General features: G+C 45.2%; 14 protein-coding genes, 1 pseudogene and 1 riboswitch. Of the genes and pseudogenes, 10 read left to right on the forward strand and 5 right to left on the reverse strand.

Features of this window, described 5'->3' with window-relative positions; translation table 11 throughout:
• The first annotated feature begins 67 nt into the window (after positions 1-67).
• Positions 68-658: an AAA family ATPase gene (locus tag N4J56_RS31805; RefSeq protein ID WP_317110391.1), complete on the forward strand. Its 591-nt coding sequence runs from the start codon at positions 68-70 to the stop codon at positions 656-658.
• 41 nt (positions 659-699) lie between these two features.
• On the opposite strand, the gene N4J56_RS31810 is transcribed toward N4J56_RS31805, so the two are convergent.
• The gene (locus N4J56_RS31810; protein WP_317110392.1) at positions 700-1,014 is read right to left on the reverse strand and encodes a hypothetical protein; all 315 of its coding nucleotides are present in this window, start codon (positions 1,012-1,014) and stop codon (positions 700-702) included.
• Positions 1,015-1,053: 39 nt separating this feature from the next.
• Positions 1,054-1,133: riboswitch (Glutamine riboswitch) on the reverse strand.
• Between the two features lie 293 nt (positions 1,134-1,426).
• Here N4J56_RS31810 and uraH point away from each other — a divergent pair.
• Positions 1,427-1,785 (forward strand): annotated as a pseudogene (gene uraH / locus N4J56_RS41400) (hydroxyisourate hydrolase).
• A gap of 113 nt (positions 1,786-1,898) precedes the next feature.
• Entirely contained in the window at positions 1,899-2,399 is a 501-nt protein-coding gene (gene uraD, locus N4J56_RS31815) for a 2-oxo-4-hydroxy-4-carboxy-5-ureidoimidazoline decarboxylase (RefSeq protein ID WP_317110393.1), read from the forward strand.
• Positions 2,400-2,437: 38 nt separating this feature from the next.
• Here uraD and N4J56_RS31820 read toward each other — a convergent pair whose 3' ends face one another.
• Both N4J56_RS31820 and N4J56_RS31825 read right to left on the reverse strand, forming a co-directional pair.
• Positions 2,438-4,165, reverse strand: coding sequence for an iron uptake porin (locus N4J56_RS31820; RefSeq protein ID WP_317110394.1), 1,728 nt, complete (start codon positions 4,163-4,165; stop codon positions 2,438-2,440).
• Positions 4,166-4,487: 322 nt separating this feature from the next.
• Positions 4,488-4,763 (reverse strand): hypothetical protein, encoded by a 276-nt coding sequence (locus N4J56_RS31825; protein ID WP_317110395.1) that lies wholly within the window; start codon positions 4,761-4,763, stop codon positions 4,488-4,490.
• A gap of 322 nt (positions 4,764-5,085) precedes the next feature.
• Between N4J56_RS31825 and N4J56_RS31830 the strand changes: the two genes are divergently transcribed.
• From N4J56_RS31830 to N4J56_RS41405, 4 genes are all read left to right on the forward strand, one after another.
• Positions 5,086-5,766 carry a hypothetical protein gene (locus tag N4J56_RS31830; RefSeq protein WP_317110397.1) on the forward strand — a complete coding sequence of 227 codons (681 nt, stop codon included), beginning with the start codon at positions 5,086-5,088 and terminating at the stop codon, positions 5,764-5,766.
• A gap of 508 nt (positions 5,767-6,274) precedes the next feature.
• Complete coding sequence (locus tag N4J56_RS31835; RefSeq protein WP_317110398.1) at positions 6,275-7,726, forward strand: nucleobase:cation symporter-2 family protein; 1,452 nt, start codon at positions 6,275-6,277, stop codon at positions 7,724-7,726.
• A gap of 126 nt (positions 7,727-7,852) precedes the next feature.
• Positions 7,853-9,013, forward strand: a complete 1,161-nt coding sequence (hpxO, locus tag N4J56_RS31840) for an FAD-dependent urate hydroxylase HpxO (protein ID WP_317110399.1) — start codon at positions 7,853-7,855, stop codon at positions 9,011-9,013.
• 1,169 nt (positions 9,014-10,182) lie between these two features.
• Positions 10,183-10,848 carry an SDR family oxidoreductase gene (locus N4J56_RS41405; RefSeq protein WP_410500658.1) on the forward strand — a complete coding sequence of 222 codons (666 nt, stop codon included), beginning with the start codon at positions 10,183-10,185 and terminating at the stop codon, positions 10,846-10,848.
• A gap of 26 nt (positions 10,849-10,874) precedes the next feature.
• Here N4J56_RS41405 and N4J56_RS31850 read toward each other — a convergent pair whose 3' ends face one another.
• Entirely contained in the window at positions 10,875-12,125 is a 1,251-nt protein-coding gene (locus tag N4J56_RS31850; protein WP_317110401.1) for a Zn-dependent hydrolase, read from the reverse strand.
• A 536-nt stretch (positions 12,126-12,661) separates the two neighbouring features.
• On the opposite strand from N4J56_RS31850, the gene N4J56_RS31855 reads away from it, so the two are divergent.
• From N4J56_RS31855 to N4J56_RS31865, 3 genes are all read left to right on the forward strand, one after another.
• Entirely contained in the window at positions 12,662-13,393 is a 732-nt protein-coding gene (locus tag N4J56_RS31855) for a peptidylprolyl isomerase (RefSeq protein WP_317110402.1), read from the forward strand.
• Between the two features lie 99 nt (positions 13,394-13,492).
• Complete coding sequence (locus tag N4J56_RS31860) at positions 13,493-16,426, forward strand: peptidase domain-containing ABC transporter (protein WP_317110403.1); 2,934 nt, start codon at positions 13,493-13,495, stop codon at positions 16,424-16,426.
• Between the two features lie 71 nt (positions 16,427-16,497).
• Positions 16,498-17,967: an HlyD family type I secretion periplasmic adaptor subunit gene (locus tag N4J56_RS31865; RefSeq protein ID WP_317110404.1), complete on the forward strand. Its 1,470-nt coding sequence runs from the start codon at positions 16,498-16,500 to the stop codon at positions 17,965-17,967.
• A gap of 349 nt (positions 17,968-18,316) precedes the next feature.
• Here the strand turns inward: N4J56_RS31865 and N4J56_RS31870 are convergent, their stop codons facing one another.
• Positions 18,317-24,637, reverse strand: coding sequence for a DEAD/DEAH box helicase (locus N4J56_RS31870; protein ID WP_317110406.1), 6,321 nt, complete (start codon positions 24,635-24,637; stop codon positions 18,317-18,319).
• Positions 24,638-24,649 lie beyond the last annotated feature (12 nt).

The raw sequence follows: 24,649 nt of genomic DNA on the forward strand, positions 1-24,649 counted from the left end.
CTACTCGTGTAATGTGCAGCTTCTTTGTTCCCCCCTTCAAAAAGGGGGGCTAGGGGGGGATCTCTTCATGAGTGGCGTAGTTCTGCGATCCTCCAACTTCCTTAACAAGGGGGCATTAGACAAGTCGTACACGGGTTTACTCTCTACTCCCTACTCTCTAATTCTGCTCGTTGGTTTACCAGGGAGTGGAAAATCTACTTTAGTAGGACAACTGGTAGCCGCAGACCCAAAGCTACAACTTATCTCAACTGACAAGATTCGAGAACGCCTATTTGGTAATGAGGTGATTCAGGGGGAATGGTTGCTAGTTTGGCGCGAGGTGCAACGGCAATTTCAACAAGCTACGATTCAAATTTCTCGCGGCGAAGTCAGTACGGCAATTTACGATGCGACTAATGCCCAACGCAGACATCGGCGAGAAGTCATCGTTTACGCTCGTGCTGCGGGATTCAAGCAGATTGTAGGACTTTGGGTCGATACTCCTGTATGGTTGTGTCTAGCGCGAAATCGACGGCGCGATCGCCAAGTGCCTGAAGAGGTTATATTACGGATGCATCGTCAACTGCGCGATGCTCCACCGAGTTTATCTGAAGGATTAGACTGTTTACTGCGTTCCAGTCAATTATCTGTTTGCACTTCAACCACTTTACCACAGTAGGGTAGTGAGAACGCATAGCCATGCGTTTCCATCAATTCTAACTAGCTGCAAAAGGGTCGGAAGCATCTTTCTCCCACTAGCGGGCGATTGTATGATTCTTCAATCCAAGTTCTGACTTCATTTTCTGAGTTAAAGTCAAACGTTTCGCCTGTTATCGGGTCGTAAAGCTTCCACAACGAACGACCTGTTTTATCTTCAGTTTTCCATACTCGCATTTCTGCATTGTGACTCAAAGCTGTAACGAGCGATCGCCATATCTTTTTCAACCACGATCTGCGAGTTGGTCGATTGTTTTGCGGTTCTGGTTTGTAGTTGTAAATTCGTTCTAGTTTTTGAATGTTTTGTTGATAATTCATCACAATCTCGCCTCCTGAAGGAATCAGGTAATGACTTCGCGTGCGTTCCTTCTGGATATCTCCTTACTTCCGTCTCTCTCAGCATCTAATGAAGAGTGTTTTTTAGAGAGATGAACGATTTATTTTCTGTATCTATTGTAACTAAATTTTCTTGAAATCGGTTGAAATATCGGTTAAATAGTTAGGAAAGCTTGACGAAATGCCGAAAAAGTACGGTATTACTCTTCATATTTTCAGATTTATCTACATTTATTTTGCTTCCATGGGCGACGTGTATCGATCTACACAGAACAAAATGCGAGAAGTGTATACAGTATTCAAAATTATGTAACTGAGTGAAAAATTAATATCCCTATAGCTAAGCTGTTACACGTAGTTGGCGCGATCGCAATTGATATCTACATTTATAACTATGGTAGGCAAACTTACTACTCATGTCTTAGACACAGCTCAAGGTTGTCCCGCTCGACAAATGACAATTGAATTGTGGTCGATTGACTCAAATAAGAATAAAACTCTATTAAAACTATTCATACTAATCATGATGGTCGTACAGACACACCATTATTAGCTGATGAAGAATTCAAAACAGGTATTTATGAACTCATATTTTCGGTAGGTGATTATTTTAGCAAACATATAGATAACCTACCTCAGCCAGCTTTTCTCGATCGCGTACCGTTACAATTTGGAATCGCCGATCCTAATTCTCACTATCACGTTCCTTTACTCGTCTCTCCCTGGTCTTATAGTACTTATCGAGGTAGTTAAGCTTAATTTGGGTCACGCAAAGACGCATACGCGAAGCGTTCTGGAAGAGTAGGCGCAAAGAATACTTTTGCGTCTTTGCGTCTTTGCGCGACAATTTTTTTCTAGGTAACTTGATGATGATTTCTTTAACAGAACTGAACCAAATGAGCCAAGATGAGTTTGTAAAAACCTTGGGAGCGGTGTTTGAAGATACACCTGCGATCGCTTATCATGCATGGTACGAGCGACCTTTTCAAAATGTAGCTCAGTTACATCAGAAAATGGTAGATGTCGTCCGCACTGCTAGCCAAGACGCACAAATAGAACTCATTCAGGCACATCCTGACTTAGGTAGTAAAGCAAAAATGGCAATGGCATCAGTCCAAGAACAAGCTGGTGCAGGATTAGACCGTCTTACACCTGAAGAATACGATCGCTTTTTATCTCTGAATCACGCTTATAAAAAGAAGTTTGATTTTCCGTTTATTATTGCCGTTAAAAACCACACAAAAGATAGCATTCTTGCAGCTTTTGAACAACGGTTGCAAAATTCTAGTGACATAGAAAGAAACCAAGCATTAGCAGAAATCTTTCAAATTGCTAAATTTCGTTTAGACGCAATCGTATCACAGTAGGGGCGCACATCTGTGCGCCCCTACCAATGTTTTCCTGTTTAAAACTTAAACTGAGCGCGTAAATTACCTACATAAATATTAGGATTGTCGCTAAAATTGTTCGGATTGGCAATCAAATAAAACGCAGGAACTAGAGCAATGTTATCTGTAATTGGATAATAGTAAGTTGCCTCAAACTCATATTGTACGCCGCCATCGCCACCACCAGAAACTAAAAAGTTTCGACCATCCAACACGGCAAACGGTCTGAGATATGAAAATGTTAACAGCGCTCCTTCTTTACCTAAATCGGGAAAGGCTAATCCTGCTTGAATTGCCTGTACGTCAACTTCTCCATCCGGTCGTCCGGCGGTTGTGGGTTTAATATCAGTGCTGGCATAGGTATAACGTCCAAATAAACCAATGCCTTGAGTTACTAACCAGTCAAAGTTAAAGTTCAAAGTGTCAGCTGTGGCATCTTCAATTGAACCGCCAAACCCATCATCGACAAAACCATAAATCGGTTCGCCAATTGCGCCGCCTACTCGTCCGTTTACTGCTTGAATATTGGAGCGGTTGTAGAGAAATCTTAAATTCAGATTTTTGCTAGGAGTAAAAGCTAATTCGGCTGTAATTGTGTTAGTTGGTTTAAATAAACCTTGGCTAGGATTACTAGAAGTATTGAACGCAGACCCAGAAAGAAATTCTGTATTCTCACCTAAATAACCAGCCGTTAACTTAAACTGGTTGTTAATTTCCCAGGCTACGACTGCTCCCGAACCGCGATCGACGGAATTGAGTAGAGTACTACCAATCGAGTTGTAGCTACTTGCTCCAGTTAAATAAAAGGTGAACCGATTATTATCAAAATGACGAAACCAGTTAACGCGAGGACCAACTGTAAATTGTAGGCTCTCCCCAACAGGAAAACTATAAAATAATTCGCGCACGACGACATTATTATCCGCACCCGTGACACCTTTTTGATCTGTATAAGGTACGCCAAAGGTATTAAATAAACCAGCGGAAGCAAATGTATTTGCGGGAGAATTCCCATTCCCGGCTACGAGTTGGGTGACGAGGCTATCTTTACCTGTAAATGAAGTGTTGAAATTGAGGAAAAGGTAATCGCTGAAGGTAACATTCGGGTCATCGGTAATCGTCCGGCGTACAGGTCTACCATCGGCTCCCCGTGCTGGAACAAAAACACTGGTTCCCTCTGCCGTTATGTCTCCGTCGGCAAAAGCTCCAGTCACGTTGAGGAAAATATTAGCAGTAAGTTTTGTTGTCGTGGAAAATTGATTTGCTTCTAATTCTGCTGTTTGTGTTTCCAACGCATCGACACGACGGCGCATAGTAGCAATTTCTGCCGCAAACTCTGCTTGCAGAGCTTGCAAGGTGTCTAAGTCCTGTTTGTTTACTACATCGCTGGCTGTAGCAATGAGTTCGTTGACTCTGTCTAAACAAGCATTCAACCCTGCTGCAAATTCATATCTAGTTAAAGCACGATTACCGCGATAAGTTCCATCGGGATAGCCAGTAATGCAACCATATCTTTCTACTAGAGATTGTAATGCTTGAAATGCCCAATCTGTAGGCTGTACGTCTGAAAGCTGAGATACAGATGTGACTTGTGCCATTGTCTCTGTATCGGTCTGAGATAATTCTAAATTATTCTCATTTGCCTCTACTGGTAGCACGCCGATTGAAAGGCCTACCACTAATAAACTCAACCACAAAGTTATTTTAGCTGTCGCTTTGACTTGACAAACACAAGCTGAATTCATAACTCCTCACACACAAATCTAGCAATAACAGATAGTATTCTGTCTTGCTACAACCAAAATTAAAACTAAAAAAATAGCTTTAGAGTCGCGATCGCACTCTAGAACTAGACTCGATCCAATGTCTAGTACACATCCTTACTTTTAGCTTTCAAGACCTTATCGGGTTGCAAGCATACTGTATACGCTAGTGTAACTTGAGTGAAAAAATTGTAATTCCAACTACAAAAAAGTCTAGATCGCAGTACGAATTTTCGATCTAGACTCGATTATTATTCCAGAATTGCTAAGTCAAAAAATCTTATTTGGCAGACGCTGGGAGATATTAATTCATTAGCAGCCAAAGTTTTTGCAGCGAACTGGTGGAATTTTCTTGTTGCTCGAATTCCTTGTTAGCCCAGCACCGTTCAATATACTCTACTTGTTGTTCGCGATCGACTAATTCATCGACAAGTAAGGAAATCAGCAATCGCCAAGCAAAGTCCAAGCCAAACTTAAATGTAGAGGTTTTACCATATGGATTGGGAACTTGGCTGGGAATGAGTTCTAATTGTTGGTAGTTTTCCCACTGAGAGTTGCTTGTTTGGCTGAGAGTTTTCACAATCGTCCTCCTCAATTTCAGTCATTGCAGGAGGCACTTCTAAACCTGTCACCACAACGCTTGACAATTACCCAAATTACAATTGTGTCGTCTAAAAGCGTATGTCCGAATCTTTTTCCGTGCCTTAAGATACATTTATATTATATAACATGATGAGATCTTGTTATATATCTGTTGTTAGAAACATTTTTGCTCTGTCCGCTCTCTCTTTTAGCAGAGATAAAAGCTGTATTTAGCTAGCTCAAAACCATTCTGGAAAAGAATTTTAGTCAAAAATGCTAGTTTGAAATCTGGCGAGATTTTCTACTCTTCCAACTAGCTAATGCTCAATTCAGATGACGAGGAAATTTTTTATTCCAGCGTGGCGATCGAGTATATTGTGCCGCAGGGAAAAGAAGCTGTGTTTCACAAATGGCACGATCGCTTAGTGAGTGCTGCTGCACATTACGAGGGGTTTACTCGCACAGATCTCTGTCCGCCTCTGGAATGTCGCGATGGAGTCGTCAAATGGTATTCGATCATGCACTTCGATACACCGAATCGGTTAAATCGGTGGCTGCAATCAAGCGATCGCGATCGCGTGATGGAGTCAGGACGAGAGATTTTCCAAATTTACAAATTCAAGTCATTGACGACTGGCTTAGAGGGATGGTTTTCTCTCCAGTCTGGTATAGAGAAAACGAGTTTGGGTCCCCCAGCATGGAAGCAAGTCTTATCGGTAGTTCTGGGATTGTATCCCACAGTCATGACGCAATCGAGAGTATTTGCTGCTTTTGGTATCATGCAGTCTTGGTCGCCTGCTAGTTCGATGTTGGTGAATAACCTGATAACATCCTCAATTTTGACGTGGTTGGTGATGCCATTGGTAACGCGGTTCATGAGATTTTGGCTACAACCTGCTTTTCGTTTAAGTTCGGTTAAAACCGATTTAATTGGAACCGCGATCGCGTTGATTGCACTGGGAATGATGGCAATATTATTCGAGCAGTTCTCCAAATCATAAAACGTATTCATCACGCTTCGATCGCACCACTTAATATTTCAGATCCGCAGCAGGCTTGTGTTGTTAGAAGATTTAGTATACTGTATACCATATCTATCGAGTTTATGTTTAGACTGCAATGCTCGATGCCTGCAATTTCCTTACTGCGTGACAATTCTAGAAGTAATTTAACAAATTTTAGACAGCGACCAATCGACAACGAACATTTTTGTAAATTGATGTTTTGTAGCGAAAAATACAGAATATTAAATCTGGAGACAATTTGTATTTCAATCGCTAAATAATTTCAAGTTAGCGAGTCAAGAGAGGAGAAACAAACGATCGTAAATTGTATTAAATAATGCAAAAACTCGCGAGAGAATTGAGATTTAATGACAAATTAGTAGTAAAAATCAACTAAACTCCAGCAGGCGATCGTTGGGAAAAAAAGAGGCGCTCGCTCGTGCATGACAATAACGAAAATAGTTTTATAAACCTCGCAAATAAGCGCTGAATTTGAGGAATCCTGATGGCAAAAGTGAGTGTTCAATCGACTCCGCAAACTGAGGAGCGCAACGCTGTAGCACCTGTCAATAGGCTAATCTACGGACTTAACGACAAGCCTCCATTTATCGAAGCAGTGCTAGCAGCCATGCAGCACGTTCTAGCGATCTTTGTCGGTATTATTACTCCTCCGTTGCTGATTGCCAACGCTTTAAAGCTGAACCCAACTGACACTAGCTACGTCGTCAGTATGTCACTGTTTATTTCGGGAGTCTCGACATTCATTCAAGCTAGAAAAATTGGACCAATTGGTTCGGGATTGCTCAGCATTCAGGGAACCAGCTTTTCTTTTCTCGGACCAATTATCTCCGCAGGGACGGCAGTAGTCGCAGCCGGAGGAACCCCAGAAAGCGCGTTGAGCTTAATCTTTGGCTTATGCTTCTTTGGCGCGTTTATTGAAATAATCTTGAGCCGCTTCTTACACCTAGTTAGAAAAATTATCTCTCCCCTAGTCACGGGTACGATTGTTTGCGTCATCGGTCTGACCCTGATCAAAACGGGGATTATCAGTATGGGTGGAGGGGTAGCAGCGCAAAGAAACGGTACTTTCGGTAGCTTGCAAAACATAGGCGTTGCCACATTGGTACTGCTGACTATCATCGTGCTGAACGTGAGTAAAAAGCCAATGCTGAGAATGGCTTCAGTTGTCATTGGACTGCTAGTCGGCTACGCTGTGGCAAGCGTGTTAGGCATGGTTAACTTTAGTAATTTGGGAAATTTACCGTTAGTTGCTTTGCCAATTCCATTCCGTTATGGACTGAGCTTTGACTTTGCTGCTTTCGTGCCGTTCATTCTGCTCTATATCATTACCACAGTAGAATCGATTGGCGACCTGACAGCAACATCTGCGGTATCGGGAGAACCGATTAAAGGCGCGACTTATATGCGGCGGATCAAGGGTGGAGTTTTAGGAGATGGTGTAAATTCTCTGATTGCGGCATTATTCAATACATTTCCCAACACGACATTCAGTCAGAATAATGGCGTGATTCAAATTACAGGCGTGGGTAGTCGTTACATCGGTTACTACATTGCGGCAATTCTTGCCTTTTTGGGTTTATTTCCGATTGTCGGCGGGATCTTTCAAACCCTACCACAAGCTGTGTTGGGCGGTTCCACGATTATCATGTTCGGCTCAATTGTCGTCGCCGGGATTAACATTCTCTCATCAGTAGAACTCGATCGCCGTGCGATGGTAATTGTCGGTACATCCTTGGCAATGGGGTTAGGGGTGACTTATACGCCGGAAATTGTTGATGCATTACCACTAGCAATTAAAAATGTTCTCTCTTCTGGAATTTCTGCCGGTGGACTGACGGCTATCTTATTAAATTGGTTGTTACCTTACGATCGAAAAGAAGGAGCTACCGAGCAGGACGATAGTAATGCTGACGAACTTGCAGAGTTAGAAGCATGAGCAAAATTCAAAATTCAAAAGTTAAAATTCAAAAGTCAAAATTTTGAATTGTTTTGGTCGCTGAGTTGGGACAAGTTACGTAGAGGCAAGTTACATAGGGGCAAGTTACGCAGGGGCAAAGTTACAATGTATAACCTCAAGGTTGTCATCATCGGTGCGGGAATTGGCGGTTTAACCGCAGGTATCGCTCTGCGTCAGGCAGGGTACGAAGTCGAGATTTATGACAGAGTCAAAGAACTGCGTCCGGCGGGTGCGGGGATTTCATTGTGGTCGAACGGTGTAAAAGTCCTCAACCGCCTGGGGTTAGGGGAAAAGATGGCGGCGATCGGCGGCTTGATGGATCGGATGCAGTATCTTACCCTTAAGGGGGATGTATTAAGCGATATCGATCTGCATCCCTTAGTCGAGGAAGTCGGGCAGCGTCCCTATCCAGTCGCCCGTACTGACTTGCAACAAATGCTCTTGGAAGCTTATCCCGGCGAAGTCAAGCTAGAACATAAATGTATTGCAGTCGAACAAGACGAGAATAGCGTTACGGCAATTTTTGAGAACGGACATCGTACTACAGGCGATCTACTTATAGCAGCAGACGGAGTGCGATCGCTTCTGCGCACGTATGTATTGGGACAAGAAGTGCAACCGAAGTACGGTCATTACGTGAACTGGAACGGATTAGTTCCCGCCAGTGAAGATTTAGCCGCAAAAAATTCTTGGGTAATTTTTGTCGGGGAACACAAACGGGCTTCAATGATGCCAGTAGCAGGCGATCGCTTCTACTTCTTTTTTGATGTTCCTTTACCTAAAGGTACTGTTTCCAGTCCCGAAAATTACCGCGCCGAATTGACAGAACACTTTCAAGGCTGGGCGCAACCCGTCCAAAATTTAATTCAGCGTCTCGATCCATACAAAACAAATCGTTTAGAAATTCACGACGTGGGACCGATTGACCGCATGGTAAGCGGTAGAGTTGCTTTACTCGGAGATGCCGCGCACGCTACGTGTCCAGATTTAGGTCAAGGTGGTTGTCAAGCAATGGAAGATGGGTTGGTGTTAACTCAATACCTGCTCACAACAAATATTAGTATGGAATATGCCCTAAAACGCTACGAAGCAGACCGGAAGGAACGGACTAGCGCAGTAGTTGAAAAAGCCCGCAAACGCGCTGAAATGATTCACGGTAAAGAGCCAGAAATTACCCGAAAATGGTATCAGCAACTCGCCGAAGAAGAACCAGCAGATGTTAGAGACGCGATCGCTAAAGTGATTTTAGCGGGACCGTTGCGTTGAGGGAATTCGGAATTCGGAATTAAAAACTCTTGACAAGATTTTTTTCTTGGAGCAAACTCAAGTAGCCTTTGAATATTTCGAGGGGGATAGGCATTTTGGCAAAGTGGCGATCGCTTTTTAATATTCCTGGCTGAGCAATGCTGAGAACGCTTTTCCATACAATTGCCCTCGCTACTGTGCTGCTCTCTCATGCTAGGGCGATCGCAACTCCTTTAACTGTTGCAAGTTTAACTTCAGTACGCGAAGAAACTCGCATTGCCTTACCTAGTGGTTTCCAATACCCAAATGGCATTGCCCGCGCTAGTGACGGAACGCTATATGTGGGTTCAGTCACGAGTGGCAAAATTCTCCGAATTCAACCGAATGGTAGGACTGAAACTTTCTTCCCAGGAAATAATGAAATATTTGCCGCTAATAGTTTGCGGCTCGACGAGCAGCGCAATATATTATGGGGAGCCTCATCAGACTTTTTAGGCGTGCGCGGTGCTGATGGCGAAGTCACTCGCCGTCCCCATCGGATCTTTGCACTCGATAGTCGCACTGGTAAAGTGCTGCGGGTGATTTTGATGCCAGATGGCGGTTTCGGTAACGACATGGCGATCGATCCCCAGGGTGGAGTTTACCTCACCGATAGCAATCGTCCTCGCATTCACTATCTTGCGCCTGGAGCCAAGCAACTTCAGGTCTGGGCTGAAGACGAGCGATTGCGCTCTCAACCAGTTGGTTTAGCTGGGATTGCACGGGTAGCTAACGGTATTGTAGTTGTGGGGCTGTTTTCCGGTGGCAGATTATTCAAAGTGACTCCATCACCACAGGGAACGCAAGTAGAAGCGATTTCGCTGCAACGCCCGATTGAAAACCCTGATGGTATGGTATTTGCCCCAGACGGTTCGCTATTAGTCTTAGAAGGTGCGATCGCCAGTGGTAACGGTCGTCTGCTCTGCATCCGTGACATTCTTGCACCTGCATCGCAACCGAAAGCGATCGAAGTCTTAGCGGACAAAATGGAATCGCCCGTTAATTTGACGGTAGCAGATCGGCAAATTTGGGTGACAGAATCGCGCATTCGCCATCGTCTCATCCCAGGAAAAGAAGCTGCCGTTCCCGAGCGCTTTTTCATCCGCCGTTTTACGTTACCGTCTTCTAAGACAGATGACGAGGAGAAAAGCATGGCAACATATTTAATCACGGGGGCAAATCGCGGGATTGGTTACGAATACTGTCGTCAACTCCAAGCACGAGGGGAAAACGTCATTGCGGTCTGTCGTGCGGTTTCGGATGAATTAAAAGAACTAGGCGTTCAAATCGAAGCTGGTATCGATATTACCTCAGATGTATCCGTCACCCAACTGCGCGATCGCCTGCAACAAATGCCGATTGAGGTGTTGATTAACAATGCGGCGATCGTCGAGCGCGTCACATTAGAAAAACTCGACTTTGACAGTATCCGAAAACAATTTGAAGTCAATGCGATCGGTGCTTTACGAGTAACGCATACATTACTACCCCATCTCAAAGCGGGTTCTAAAGTCGTGATGATGACTAGTCGGATGGGATCGATCGCCGACAATACTTCTGGCGGTTCCTATGGCTACCGGATGTCCAAGGTTGCATTATCGATGGCGGGTAAGTCTCTAGCGCACGACCTCAAACCGTTGGGAATTGCCGTTGCTATTCTCCATCCAGGTTTAGTCCAAACCCGCATGACTAACTTTAGTGCATCTGGCGTTACCCCTGAAGTCTCGGTGCAAGGATTGTTAGCTCGAATTAATGAATTGTCATTAGATAATACGGGGACTTTTTGGCACAGCAATGGCGAAGTTTTGCCTTGGTAAACTTAGTTTTTCTCCAAACAAAAAATTCATTCGCAGCGATAATGCCGATCCAACTCTAAAAACGTATGCAACAAAACATTCGTTCCTTCAGCACACTGTTCTGATGACGTGTATTCGGTTTCAGCATGACTGACACCTGCTTTACTCGGAACAAAAATCATTCCCATATCGGTGAAAGTGGCGAGTTCTTGAGCGTCGTGGCTGGCGCGACTGGGTAGATGGGTGTAACTCAGCCTTAAATCTTCGCACACTTGCGCGATCGCCTGTTGGATCTGCGGTTTTGCTAAAGCTGGCTCGTTTCGCAAACGGGGTTGTAAATCGATATAAGTCTGAGTTTCAACGGCGATCGGTTCAATCTCTGCTTGCAGTTGTGCTATTAAATTATCGAGATGCTGGCTGGATAAATCCCGAATATCTAAGCTCATCTTCACTAACCCAGGAATGACATTCGCAGCATTAGGTAAAACTTCCATCCAGCCTACTGTGGCTACCTGTTGCCCGCCTGGGGTATGCGCAATTTTATTTACTGCCAGTACAACTCTTGAGGCAGCTACCAAGGCATCTTGTCGCATCTGCATTGGTGTAGAACCCGCGTGGCTGGAGCTACCTTTAACGGTAATAATGTATCGCCTCTGCCCGACAATTCCTTCTACAACACCGATCTGCTTGCCAAGACATTCTAAAACGGGTCCTTGCTCGACGTGCAACTCGACAAAAGCTGCTATGTCTGCGGCGGTGCGACGTGCTTCTGTAAGTCGGTTCCAATCGCCGCCAACCCGCGTCAAACAAGTTTGAATGTCTATGCCATCAAAACGGGGATATGTCGCCGGATCGAGAATGACTCTACCGGACATTGCTTTACTGCCAATCATCGTCCCCTCTTCATCGGTGAAGACAATGACTTCTAGAGAGCGATTCAGTTGAATTTGCTGTTCTTGCAGGACTCTTACCACTTCCAAGCCTGCCAAGACTCCAAACGCACCATCATAGCGTCCGCCATTCGGTACGGTATCGATGTGGGAACCCGTTGCTAAGGCTGCTGCATCGGGATATTTGCCTGGATATCTACCGATAATATTGCCAGCCGGATCGATCTTCACGCTCATCCCTGCGGCTTGCATCCATTGTTGCACCCGATCGCGAGCTTGCATATCCGTAGCGCTGTAAGCAATCCGCCGCACTCCTCCACCAGGCAAAGCGCCAACTTGCGCTAACTGTTCGATGCTCTGGATGAGGCGATCGCTGTTTATCGACAGTTGGGATAAAGTATCTACCATTGGCAATATCTCAGATTAGAGTATTTATTCCCAGATATCTATGTATACAGTATACTCTACTTTTTGCTCTGAGATTGTTAATTCAGGTACAAAAGGTTTGAGGAGCGAGCGGACGCTGACAATCGATCGCCGAGCGTTAATAACTAAAAATAAAGTTTTATCAAGAAATCCGAAATTCTTGTAACTTTAGTTGATTAGTCATTTAATTTTCCCTAGCTGGAGTACAACATCACAAAAAAAGCCAAATATTGCCAAAGAAAATCTAATGCTGCTGAGAGTGAGGTGGATAAGATGAGGTGAAAGAGGATTTGGTATAAAAGCTAGAATGGACAACTTTTGTCTAGTTAGTGCCAATTTAATATTAGGAGGGAATGAGAGATATAAAGAATAAAGACTTTTTACCTTTTACCATAAGTCGGCTAAATCGAGATTAGTATTAGTATTCGCAAGGGAAATTATGAGCAATCTTAGTCGAATACAAATTATGTTATGCGTTTTCCAGCTAGGGCTGTAAATTTATATATCTATATATTGATATGGCACAAGAGTTTCAATTAAACAGCATCATTCCCACTCAAGAAATTCCGTCTCTATTGAGTCGCTATCAGTTGCTGCCGCAATTGATGCGGGGAATCGTTATCGATCGCGCGATCGCTCCTTATTTTTGTACCGAAGCCGAACGCCAACAAGCAATCGAGCAGTTTGAGAGACATTATCACATAAACGATCCAGAGTCAAGAGCAGCTTGGTTAAAAAGAGCTGGCATGAGTGAGGCACAGATGGCAGAAGTCGCCGTGCGATCGCTCCTGATTGAGAAGTTCAAACAAGATACTTGGGGTGCAAAGGTCGAGTCCTATTTTATGAGTCGCAAAGCAGCTTTCGACCAAGCTATTTTTTCCTTACTGCGGACAACAGACGGTTTGCTAGCACAAGAAATTTACTTTCGCATCCTCGAAGGGGAGCAAACCTTTGCCGAAATGGCACAACAATACTCTAAAGGATCGGAGGCAAATACAGCCGGAGTCATCGGACCCGTGCCACTCAGTCAACTCAATCCAACTCTTGCCAAAATTCTTTCCATCGGTCAACCAGGGCAGCTTTGGCGACCGACTCGGATCGAAAACTGGTTTACGATCGTCCGACTGGAAAAGTTGCTACCAGCTCAATTAGACGCAAATATGCGGCAGCGTTTGCTCAACGAAATGTTTGAAACCTGGCTGAACGAACAAATTCAGCAGCTCGAACCATTGCAATTTTCTTGGTCTTAGCGTTTGCCCGTAGCCAAGTCAGAACCCGCACAGTATCAAGCCGATCGATCTGCAAATTCTGATTTTGGAATATTTTGACTTTTAACTTTTGAATTCGTCATGACAGCTACTATTTCTAGCTCTCAATTTCAGGCATTTCTCGCTCAAACAAATTTATTTCATCCGCTGCCAGCAACGACATTACAGGAATTAGCAACGAAATGTCAATTGTGGCGCTATCGGATCGGGCAACCGCTACTCGTGCGGGAAAAAATGCCGACGCAGGTGTTAGTTATCTACCAAGGGACTGCTAGATTAATAGGCTACGATCGCCGCCAGCAAAGCCCCGTAAGTTTGGGTTTAGTCGAACCGAAAACCGTCTTAGGTTGGGCGGGTTTGATTCGCAACATTCCCTGTGAAACCGCGATCGCCTCTACGGAAGTCATTTGTATCGCAATTCCCGCCGCCGACTTTTTAGCAAGTCTTTCAGCCGAACCGACTTTTGCCCAACACGTCAAAGCGCAATTTTCTCCTGCGGAATTGTGCGAACTCTTGAGTGTAGAACTCCAACGTCGCGCCGACAGTGCCACGAAACTGAAAGACTTGGTATTTCAACTGAGTCCATCTGTTCAGGTGGTGAATTTATTCCCAGGGCAAGCAGATGGAACGCGATTGCGTGGCGATCGCACTTGGCTGATTAGTAGTGGAGCGGAGGCGATTGTCGGCAACCGTTTCGAGCTGAACGGTTCAGCCCCCACAATTACAGAGCCAGGTGTGCGGCTGCTGGGCGTGAAATTACCCCAGGAAGTCGAACGAACTATGCCCGTCGTACTTGCTCCTACCGATCTAGAAGTTCCTTACGCCCCAGAACAACCCCCAGTAGCCCCAGCAACTAACACCAAACCCGTTAAATATCCCTTCGTGCGCGGACAGGGAGAAATTAGCGCGGCAATGGCTTGCTTCCAAATGTTGTGTCAATATTTGGGCGTATCGTGGCGACGGGACACGGTGCGGCGGGTATTGGAAAATCAGCAGAAATCTCTCGGGACAATTTCTTTGCAAAGCTGCGGTGCGATCGCCGAGATGTTGGGCATGAGCGCCCAATTAATTCAAGTCCCCAGCAAAGCGATCGCGCGGATCAAAACTCCTGCTTTAATCCGCTATCACGATAGTTTGGCAATTCTCTACGCTTGCGACGACAAAGAACTGACGCTTGCCGTTCCCGAAATTGGGATTCACCGTCAAACCCCTGCCGATTTTGCCCGTGCTTGGGGCGACGGAGGGCAAGTATTGCTGTTACAAGCGCGTCCGGGGGAAAAGACGGAAAGATTTAGCTTGCGCTGGTTTTTACCGGCGATCGCACATCATCGCGGCGTGTTGATTGAAGTTTTGATCGCGTCATTTTTCGTGCAGCTATTTGGTTTAGCCAATCCCCTCGTTACCCAAGTCATCATCGACCAAGTTTTGGTCAATGGCGCTTTGGATACATTAAACGTCCTGGGAATTTTGTTGCTTGGAGTAGCGCTATTTGAAGCCTTGCTCACGGGAGTCAGAACTTATTTATTTGTCGATACCACGAACCGCATCGACATCGCTTTGGGTTCGGAAGTGATCGATCGCCTGCTACGGCTACCTTTAAGTTATTTCGATCGCCGCCGTGTCGGGGAATTAGCTTCAAGAATCAACGAGTTAGAAAATATTCGCCAATTCCTCACGGGTACTGCTCTGACGGTGGTATTAGATGCCGTATTCTCGGTGATCTATATCGCCGTGATGCTCTTTTACAGTTGGATACTGACACTTGTAGCCCTGGCAACAGTCCCGATCTTTGCCGTGTTGACAATTTTCGTCGCGCCCATCGTCCGCAAACAACTGCGGGTGAAAGCAGAACGCTACGCCGATACTCAGTCTTATTTAGTAGAAGTTGTTTCGGGAATTCAAACAGTTAAAGCGCAAAACATCGAACTTAAATCGCGCTGGCACTGGTACGAACGCTACGCCCGTTACATCAGCGCTGGGTTTAATACCGTGGTGACTTCCACTACGGCAAGTTCGGTGAGCGGATTTTTCAATAAGTTTTCTGGGCTATTACTGTTGTGGGTTGGGGCATATCTGGTGATTTCCCAACAATTAACCCTGGGACAATTGATTGCCTTTCGGATCATCTCTAGCTACACCACCAGTCCCTTGTTGCGGTTGATTCAACTGTGGCAAAACTTCCAAGAAACTGCTTTATCGATCGAGCGTTTGGGTGATATTCTCGACGCACATCCAGAAGTAGACGAGGCAAACCGCGCTCAGCTGCCAATGCCAGAAATTGAAGGGGCAGTCAAATTTGATGGCGTGTCTTTCCGATTCGGCAACAGCGGCGTGTTTCAACTGACTAATGTAAATCTAGAATTTCCTGCGGGTACGTTTGTCGGAATTGTCGGGCAGAGTGGTTCGGGTAAGAGTACCCTAACGAAGTTATTACCGCGTCTGTACGAACCGACGACAGGGACGATTCAAATTGACAATTACGACATCAGCAAAGTTGAGTTGTATTCCCTGCGACGACAAATCGGCATGGTGTTACAGGACACGCTGTTATTTAACGGCACAGTGCAAGAAAATATTGCTCTAACGAATCCAGAAGCGAGTCCAGAACAAATTATTGCCGCTGCTAAAATTGCCGTCGCCCACGACTTTATTATGTCTTTACCCAACGGTTACAACACCAACGTTGGGGAAAGGGGTTCGGCGCTGTCGGGGGGACAGAGACAAAGGATTGCGATCGCCCGTACGGTATTGCAAAATCCCAAATTGCTGATTTTGGACGAAGCCACCAGCGCCCTCGATTACGATTCGGAACGGCAGGTTTGTCAGAATTTGGCAGAAGCATTTCACTCGCGCACCGTATTTTTCATTACCCACCGCCTCGCCACGGTAAAAAATGCCGATGCGATCTTGGTGATGGATAAAGGCGTGGTGGTAGAACAAGGCACTCACCAACAATTAATGGCACTTAAGGGGCGATATTTCTGCCTCTATCAACAACAGGAGTCACAACTGTGAATTTCCTTGTAGGGGCGCACAGCTGTGCGCCCCTACAGATACCTAAATGATCTAGAACAGGAGTCGCAACTGTGAATACCGAACCGCTAGCAAAACCTGAAGAACAATTTCTGAATTCATCGGTAGTATTGAACCGTCCTGCTTTGTGGTCGCATTTGTTTATTTGGCTGATTGTTGGCGCGACAACTTCGGCGATCGCTTGGGCGACATTTGCTAAACTCGATCAAACTGTAGTCGCAACGGGAAAATTAGAGCCGTTAGGGGCAGTTAAAGAAATTCAAGCTCCCACTGGGGGAGTGGTGCGAGAAATTCACGTTCAAGACGGTCAGAGCGTGAAAAAAGATCAGCTTTTAGTCACTTTAGATCCGACTTCACCTCAAGCCGACTTAGATTCTCTCACAAAAGTTCGCTCTAGTTTAGTCCAAGAAAATCAGTTTTACGACCAGGCAATTAATAGTAATAAACCTGTCATTTCTGGAAGTGCCGATCTGGTTTCTTTGTTGAAATTACGCGCCGATTTGATGTCGGAAAATCGCTATTTTCAAAATGTTCTAAAGGGTGGTAATATTGCTGCTGGAGAAACAACGGATTTTGCGAATAATCAAAGTCAATTATTGACAGCTAGTCAGAATGAAATTCAATCGAGAGTTCGGGCAGCGCGGAAGCAAGTTCAAGAATTAGAAAAACAGCGATCGCAGACTTCAAAAGAACTAGCAACGGCAAAGCAAATTCTCAAGGTCAACAACCAAATTTTAAAGCGAATTACTCCCTTGGCAACTGGAGAAGGGGCAATTTCTCAAATTCAATACGAGCGCCAGCAACAGGAAGTTATTACCAAACAAGGAGAAGTCGATCGCTTAACATCCGAACAACAAAAACTAGCAATTTCTATCGAGCGAGCTAAGGAAGAATTACAAAATACAATTGCCACATCAGCCAAAGAAGTTCATAGTAAAATTGCTGAAAATCACAAAAAAATAGCGGAGATTGATAGTCAATTAAGCCAGAAGCGATTGGAAAATAAGACGAAGCTAGCAGAAATTGACGCGCAAATTAGTAAAGCCGTACAATCTGTCAAATATCAGCAGCTTAAATCTCCAGTGAATGGAACTGTATTTGATTTACAACCCCGTGCGGCGGGTTTTGTCATAGGTGATACGAAACCGATTTTAAAGATCGTTCCCAACGATAATTTGGTTGCTTCGGTATATCTGACAAATCGAGATATTGGCTTCGTGCGCGAGGGAATGAAAGTAGACGTGCGCGTCGATTCTTTTCCCTCAACAGAATTTGGTACGCTCAAAGGAAAAATTATTTGGGTTGGTTCCGATGCTTTAGCACCAACTCAAGAGCGACAATACTACGCTTTTCCTGCCAAAATTCAATTAGAATCGCAAAATTTATCGGTGAATGGCAGACCAATTTCCTTACAATCTGGGATGGGAGTCAATGCTGGGATTATTATCCGCAAGCGATCGGTTATGAGTATTTTGACCGATCTATTTGACAAGCAAGTCAGAAGCGTCGAGTCGATTCGGTAGTTGGGATTAAACAATCGATTGTTAATGTCAATTAACACATTATTTGTCATTATAACACATTCATGTCGTCGAGTGTTTTAAAGCTAAAACACTCGCTTTGTATGGATTAGAAGCCTTTTGCATCTCATTTACTTTTCATGCTCAATTTAATATTTTATTTGTCGTAATTTAAACTCCCACATTTGTCACTTTTAGGAGAGTAAAATCTAGAGCCTGCTGTGGATAAAGATTTTGCCAAAATCGCTCCTTTGGGTTGTTAACTATTAGAAAATTAAGCATAAAAGCCATATGTTACAACCCTTTTCAAGTCTTGGTTAGTTTTTTCCTTATTCAGGGTGACCAATGAGGGTTAAGATCGAGGCAACTTAATGACAACGACATAAGTTGCTTCTTCGATGCAATACATAGCATTAGAATCTTTTTTGAGAAAATCCAGACCCTTATCAAAAAGAATGCGGTAAGTTGAATTACTTCGCAGACAGATGGTTAGTTTTCGTCGATGAGGGAAAGGGGGTTGATGGTGTTTGGGGTACGGACGCATTTCGACTTTGAGTTGTCCGGGCAAGCTGGATAACGATCGTTCAATATCTGTGCGGCGCTCTGTATCTCGGCGATCGTACTCCTCTTTCGATTGTTGGATCTGGATAACGATCCGAGAGTCATTATCTAGCCAATTACCGTTCAGGAGAGATGCCAGGGTCTCTGCTTTGGGCTGCTTTTGATGATTAAGATAGCGATCGCTATAAACCAATTTCTTGACCTGATTTCCCTGAAAAATCTGCGTTAGCCCAAGCTCTTCGCGAAGTTGCTCAATTGTTAGGCTTTCCCAGTTAGGAGTTGGGAAAATCACTGCTGTATCAGAATCCTCCAAGGTTGCTGCTTTAACAATTGTTGCATCAGATTTCAACTGTTGTAAATTTTGGAAGACATGGTTGACACCACGTTCGCTACGGGTTTGAAACCATCCTATTGGATCGCCGTTGTTGCTTGTCTGAAGTTGGAGAGCAATCCGGTGGGGTAGTTGACTACTTAGGCAAAGAATTGAGCATTGGATTGCCCTAGTTACATACAGCTTAAGAAATCCCTGGTCAATCCACTGGGATAACCTCTTGCGTATGACACGTACTCGATCGTCACTCGCTTGTTCGGGTAGATGAGTCACCATCAGTTCCAGGGGGCTACTTCTTCCCAATGCCTCAACAATTTGGGTCAATCGTTGGAGTGTGAAAGGTTGGCTAATACTCGGCAAATAGCCAATACTGTTTGCGCCTGCCATTGTGCAATAGCGGTCTAGTTCCGATGCCATACGAGTTAAGCTAATCCGGTTAGCATCTGGAGCAAAAGATTGAAGTAATTCATCGGGTTGTAGACGCTCCACTATCGGGCTAAGGAAATTTGAAACAAAGTGTCGATCGAGTTCGTGATGAAAAACTTGGTTGGTGTAGGTTCTGAGGCAGTCGTAACAACTGCTGCTACAACTACAGGATTCAACTAACTGGTAAGCTCGTTGCAGGATTTCCGAGAAATGATTGGCAATGCGCTTGCTATAGCCTGCCCCACCTGGAACATTGTCATAAATAACAATTTCTGCGGTTTCTGCATTGCTCTCTTCCAAGGGACGAAATAGACCATCGAGTTCGGAGCGCGGGACATCGATCGCTTGGGCGGCAGCAGCGAGTAGGGCATAGGTGAGCGATCGCCAAAATGCAGCCCCATTGGATGAAGTATTTGTATCATCAATATTCAAGCCTGCGTTTGAATGAATTTCTCGCCCTCCATCGAGGTAAATCACCGAACCAAATAACTTGGGTGGATTTGCAGCAGACGTGAAGCGGATTTTCAGGAGATCGCTGCGAAATTCATGCCCCAGATGAGTGTGTTCATACCACCCTTCGCACAAGCTACCTGTGATGGGATGAGTATGACTGATTTGCCGAGAATTATTCTTGGAGGTCTTTTGCTGGCGATCCCGACTGCGTTGATTCCGACGGACTTCTTCACTCAGGTCACGACCACATCGTTTACAGATGGCAAACCCTCGATTCTTCAATCCTCGTCCTTCTTCCAAGGGTCCCTGGTTTGATAAGAAAAACTGCCCGCCCTGGCTCACAATTAACTCAAAGAATTCGGTAGATTGAGACTCTGAGCGATCGCCCTCTTGTGCCAGAAATACTTGAGAAGTAGGCTGGCGCATTGGCTTACTGTAAGGGGTCACTTTGGGCTGTTCTCCCCAATCTGTAATAAAGGCTTTAGGAATTTTGTACGATCGCGGCTTTTGTTCGTTGGTGGATGGTTTTGCCTGGCAGACAGGGCATTTCGGATCGCCGTCAGCCATACCTAAACGGGCTAGCAGTTCTGTATCTGTACTAGCTGCCATGAAAAAGTTACAGGATTGGCAGACCCAGTAAAAGCGATTGGGCAAATCATCTGGACGCAGTATGCCAACGCTAATGTGAACCCGATCGTCTACAACCACCTCCTGTCCAGGGGCATACTCTCCCAGCGCCAGACGGCGATCGCGCTGAAGTCGATGTTTACCCTGTCCTTGGAAGAACTGTTTACTGTCTCTGGTGAGCAATTGCACGACATCTATTGGGAATCCGTAAATTGGGAGAATGCTCGCTTTTGCCAGTTCTTCATGGAGTTGGCGTTTTTGAATTTTCTCTAGTTCTTCTCGAATGCGATCGCGCTTATACTCTAATGCTTTTTGCTTCTTACTATCATTTGCATCTTCTGCATCACAAACAGCTTGTTTCAGACTTTGTAAAAGCTCTGATAAACCATTCCAATCTTGCAATTGCTCAACCTGGAATGCTTGCAAGTTAGTTTCAAACTGCTGAAGGACAAATTCAACAGGTTGCTTGCTGTTTAGTCGATTCAACCACTGTTGGGTACAGGTCTTTGCCTGTTGCCCGTGTAACCATTCAATGAACTTTAGAAGGATTGATTCGGCAGAAATTTTATATACCTTACTGAAGGTATTAGGCAGTCCTAAAAAATCAGCCATCATGACATTTTCTGCTCCTCTACCATATTCAGTGCGAAGAAATTCAGCTAATAGTTCAGCACGAATATGGCGTTTCTGAATCTCAAAGTTCGTTGGATCGAGTTTGGGAACCTGGTTTCTACCATCGATTAATTGGGTCGGTTGCTCAAAGTAATAACGATCGTGGGGACGACGCTGCCCGTACATCAACGTAATTGCTACGCCATCGGTGCGTCGTCCCGCACGTCCTGCTCGTTGCTGATAGTTGCTTACATGGGGCGGAAAGTTACGCAGAGCAACTGCTTGTAATTCACCAATGTCTACCCCCATCTCTAACGTGGTTGAGCAACTAAGCAAGTTGATCTTTCCTTGGCGAAAACGATTTTCTCGACTGGCTAATTCTTCTGTACCCAATTGTGCAGTATGTTCTTGCGATCGCAACGGCAAAACTTTCCGTTCTCGAATTAAATGACGATAGTGATGATCGGCTAGACGGTTAGAATCAAATGGCTGCAAAATCCCATCACAATTAGGAGCCAGACAACGATCGACACCTAATGCGGCCTCTCCTGCCACTGTTGAAAGTCCAGGAACATGAAAGATTTGTTGGCAGGTATTGCACTGATACCAATCTTGGGATGACAGCCTAAGATTGAGCAGTTCCCAGTGGAGTTGCCGACCATCATTATATTTGACTAGAATTCCATGCCTGAGTAACTCATCAAATAACCAAACTAGACTCTCCTCAGACGGAAATCGTGTCAGGAAATTGCGGTAGTAGGTCACAATTTGATTCTGCCGTTGCATAGGTTCACCTTTAGCGTTTTTGCGCCAAAGGAAGGAAACTGCCTGCTTGTCTTTCGATTCTCGCCGCAACTTGAGATAAGTTTGGGAGCGACCCTTGGCATCCAATCGAGCTGGTTGTCCCCCTTCCATACCCCCAGTTTCCGGAAAATAACGGGACGATCCCTGAAGATCGATTGCTCCCATTAGACGAATTATGTCTGTTAAACCTGTTAGGAAAATCCGAGCCTCAGTATAGTCCTCGGACGTATTCAAGCCAATCTGTTCCGTCACCTGTGCCAAAAATGTAGGCGTGAAGTCTTCTACGTGACAGGCAAGTAATCCCAGCGCCTCAATGGAAAATCGCCGTGAAGACGGTAAACCAAACTCACGAATCAAAAGTTCCTTTGCACGACTTTGGGCACGCTTTTTACAATCGATCGCATTCAAACTACTTCCTTCATTCGCATCATTGGAAACATAGCTGCGGTGGTGCTTATCTGCCTCTCGGTCGGGGTGGGGGATGGAAATGTCTAGAAATTTCTCAACCAATTTCTCTTCTACCTGGTTGACTGAAGTGATGCCATTATCCTGCGCGTTGACAAAGGCTTGCCAGACGAGTTGCCGATATAGAGTTTCGGTATGGGTACGTTGAAAGTCAGAGGCAAAGAAGGCAGCATCTTGACGACCATCGGAGAAGGTGAGGAGCTTGCGTCTAGTGTATTGGCTTGGCGCTGGTTCGGGTTCGGGCAAGAGTTCAAATAAGCTATCAAGCATTACTTCTAGGGGAGCATCAGTGTAGGACACAAAGCGTCCGATTGCAGGGGATTGCGATCGCCTCGCTCCACAAGCAGGGCACTGATTCAAATATCCGCCCTGAAGATTCTGAGCTTTTGGCGGGCGGTGCCAGTGTAGCGTCCAATCTGATGAAGACTCAATAGATAAGGTATTCGGTGGGTTTCCTGATTTTTTACCAAGCCAACCGTTTCCACTCCCCTTGTGGATTGTGAAGGTACCTAAGTTGGTTGCAGTCCATTGCTCTGCATCATCCACTTCTTCGCTGTCATCGCCTTCATCATTGGTAACGCTATCAAGCATTCCAGCCGTTAAGACATAAATTGCACTACTATTTTCGACTGCTTCTAGAGAACGTGGTAAAAGTTGCAGTTCATTACCATTTCCTAAGTAGGTTAATCCGTATGCCTGTCCGCATTTGCGGCAACTCGATAGTTCGATGACTGGCGCACCGCAACAGTCGCAATCGGTCTTGCTACTGAGGTAGAGTTTTCCGTAGCGGTTAGGACGATTGCTTAAACCTGGATCGAGCGTTGCTTCCTGACAACTAGGATTGATGCAGGCATACAGTCCTTCAATACTCCGAAATAATAGATGGAGTCTGACTGGCAGTAACGGTAACTCATCAGGATTTCGTCGTGCCAAGGTGCCTAGCTGTACCAGATGGGAAAGTGCCGTCTCCAGTTTTGCGTCTTCTTCGGGCGAAATCGTTCCGTCCAGTGCCCTTGGTATTTCCCATAGTTGAGGCGATCGCGCCAGTTGATGCCAGGGTTGGGGGCTTTTGCTCAGGCATTCAATCAAGCGATGAATGGTAGGATGCTTTTTTAAGGCGAGCCACAGGAAGTGATGTGTATTGCCCTTTGCTTGACTCGCTGCATTTTCTAGAATTTGATGGGGCACGAGATAGCTCAGCTGCTCTTGCCATTGCTGAATTGAGTCATTCAGAGATGGTAATTGTAGGTCGTAAAAATATTCATAGATTTCCGATTCTGCCAACCCCTCTGGTAGCTCATAAGGACTACCCAATCGTTCGTCAACACTGACCCGATCGCCCCAAATCACCCGATTAAAGGGTTCGCTAAATAGATCCCTTGCAAAGTCTATTACCTGACTGACGACGTTAGCGTCATTACGATCGCCTAGGGTTGCACTGGTGGCAATCCCTTGCATCTGCCCTGACTCTTCAATGCCGACCGCAGACTTAAACCGCTCGATCAGCATGGATACTTCCGTCCCTGTTGAGCCATTATAGGAATGGGCTTCATCCACAACTAATAGCTTAAAATGCTGGGCACGAGCAAAAATGTCATTGCGTTCTTTCGGACGAATCAGCATATGCTCCAGCATGGAGTAGTTCGTCACTAGTATTTGGGGGGGGGTTTCCCAAATTTCTTGCCGTGACATCACCTGCACCCGCAGCACCTGTTCCATTGCTGCATTGACTAGATATTCAGGACGGCTAAGATTGAGCGCTCGCCTTTGCTCATCTGTAAACAGTTGTAGGAGTTCCTGGCGATCGCTAGCAGTTAACTCTGCTTTCAGTGCTTCCCTAGCATTCTGTGGATCGGTCTCCGTGCGGCTGGTGTAGAACCCAAATCGAATGAGCGCTCGATCCTCTCCCTGCTGGCAGAGCAATTGCCGTAACCGTTTCACCTGATCGTTCACCAGAGCATTCATTGGATATAAAATCAGGGCTTGAACTCCTGCTTCTGGATGCTTCAACAGGTAATCCATCATTGGAATCAAAAAACATTCGGTTTTCCCAGAACCAGTTCCTGTAGCGACAACAATATTTTCTTGTTGTTCTACTACTGCATGAATTGCATCTTCCTGATGTTTGTAGAGTGGGCGAGTTGGGTTAAACATTCGAGCCATTTCTGGATGCAATACAGCTCGATCCACCAATTGCTGAATATTACTACCAGTTTTGTAAGGCTGTGCCCCTTCCAGATAGGGATATTGGGCGATTGCACCTGGTTCTTCTAGTAGTCGTTTGAACCCATACCGCAAATGCACGTCACGCAAAGGATAAGCAGTTAGAAGATAGCGAATTAGATTCTCACGGGGTTGGTTAGCCACATCAATCGGATCGAGATAGTGAGACATAGCAGTAAGACA

It is taken from the genome of Chroococcidiopsis sp. SAG 2025 (genome assembly GCF_032860985.1).
Classification (GTDB): Bacteria; Cyanobacteriota; Cyanobacteriia; order Cyanobacteriales; family Chroococcidiopsidaceae; genus Chroococcidiopsis.